The 1388-nt window shown below is 37.1% G+C and carries 1 protein-coding gene; it reads right to left on the bottom strand.

The annotated features are described in order from the left end of the window. Positions 1–75: 75 nt before the first annotated feature. Positions 76–1197, bottom strand: coding sequence for an IS200/IS605 family element RNA-guided endonuclease TnpB (gene tnpB, locus BWGOE10_RS29210; protein ID WP_070146003.1), 1122 nt, complete (start codon positions 1195–1197; stop codon positions 76–78). Between the last annotated feature and the right edge of the window lie 191 nt (positions 1198–1388).

Here is a 1388-nt window from a genome sequence, read left to right as displayed (position 1 = left end):
TTGAACTACCCCCACTTTCACTTCGTTTAGAAGTGGGGGATTCCTAAGTAAAGAGTTCTATCGAACTCTAATTTATTAGGCTATCTCCACAGTCCTTGCGGTTAGAAGCCTTATCGCTTCATTCTTTAGATTGATACTTGCGTTAATATCCCTATCATGATGTGTACGACAAGAAGGGCAGTCCCATTTACGTAGGTTTAGATTTTTAACGTCTTTGTTTTGATATCCACAACAAGAACATAATTGGCTTGAAGCAAATGTTTTCGATACGACAATGACTTGTTTGCCGTACCATTTTGCTTTATATTCCAACATGGCTCGAAACTGTGACCATGATACCTCACTAATTGCTTTTGCTAACTTATGATTCTTTAACATATTCGATACTTGCAAATCCTCTATACCGATAACATCGTGGTTTTTGATGATTTCAGTTGAGACTTTGTCCAAGTAATCTTTTCTAGCATTTGCCATGTATTCATGAATTTTGGCTACCTTTACTCGCTGTTTATTCCAACGGGAAGATCCTTTCGTTCTTCTAGAAAGAACACGCTGTGCTTTCACCAACTTCTCTTCTAATGATCGAAAAAACTTCGGATTTTCATAGGTTGTTCCATCTGACAAAATGGCAAAATCTTTTAGTCCTACATCCATTCCAATGTAAGATTGTGTTTTCGGAAGTTCTTGCACTTCTGTTTCAACTAATAATGACACAAAGTATCTGCCAGAAGGATTCCGTCTAACCGTAGCATTTAAAATACGTCCCTTTACTTCACGACTTTTGGCAAATCGAACAAGACCTAGCTTTGGCAATTTCATTTTGTTTCCTACAACAGCAATGTTTTCATTTGTTTGTTTTGTGGTATAAGATTGTACGTTGTTCTTCTTAGATTTGAAACGCGGGGCACTGTTTTGTTTTTTGAAAAAGCGTGTATAAGCATCCGCAAGGTTGCGAACAGACGATTGAATAGCAATACTATCCACTTCTTTTAGCCAAACAAACTCTTTCTTCATGGCAGGAAGTTTGGCAGAGCATGTACCATATGTCAAACCTTTTCCTGTTTCTTTGTATGCATTATCCCATAGGGATAGGAAATGATTGAATACAAAACGAGAACAACCAATCGTTTTATTGATTAGGATCGCTTGTGATATATTTGGATAGATACGAAATTTATATGCTTTATTGATCATCATTCATTTCACCTCCATTTCAATATGTGTCTATTATACAACAAACATACATTCGCTAGGAAGTGTAGTAACAATTTATGTATGTCGAACAATTAAGAGGGCTTCCTGCCATCCCTTGTTCGAAGCCAATTCATCTCCCACCTACTCACTTCGCGTTCCTTGAGGAAGGAGTCTTCTTGGCTAAAATGATAAAA

The sequence above is a fragment of the Bacillus mycoides genome (assembly GCF_001757995.1).
Taxonomy (GTDB): Bacteria; Bacillota; Bacilli; order Bacillales; family Bacillaceae_G; genus Bacillus_A; species Bacillus_A mycoides_B.
The sequence above is the reverse complement of the archived record's forward strand: the minus strand, read 5'-3'. Positions and strand labels throughout refer to the sequence as shown.

Excerpts from the sequence above, each read along its gene's own strand:
- tnpB (WP_070146003.1), bottom strand. The coding sequence starts at position 1,197 with ATGATGATCAATAAAGCATATAAATTTCGTATCTATCCAAATATATCA.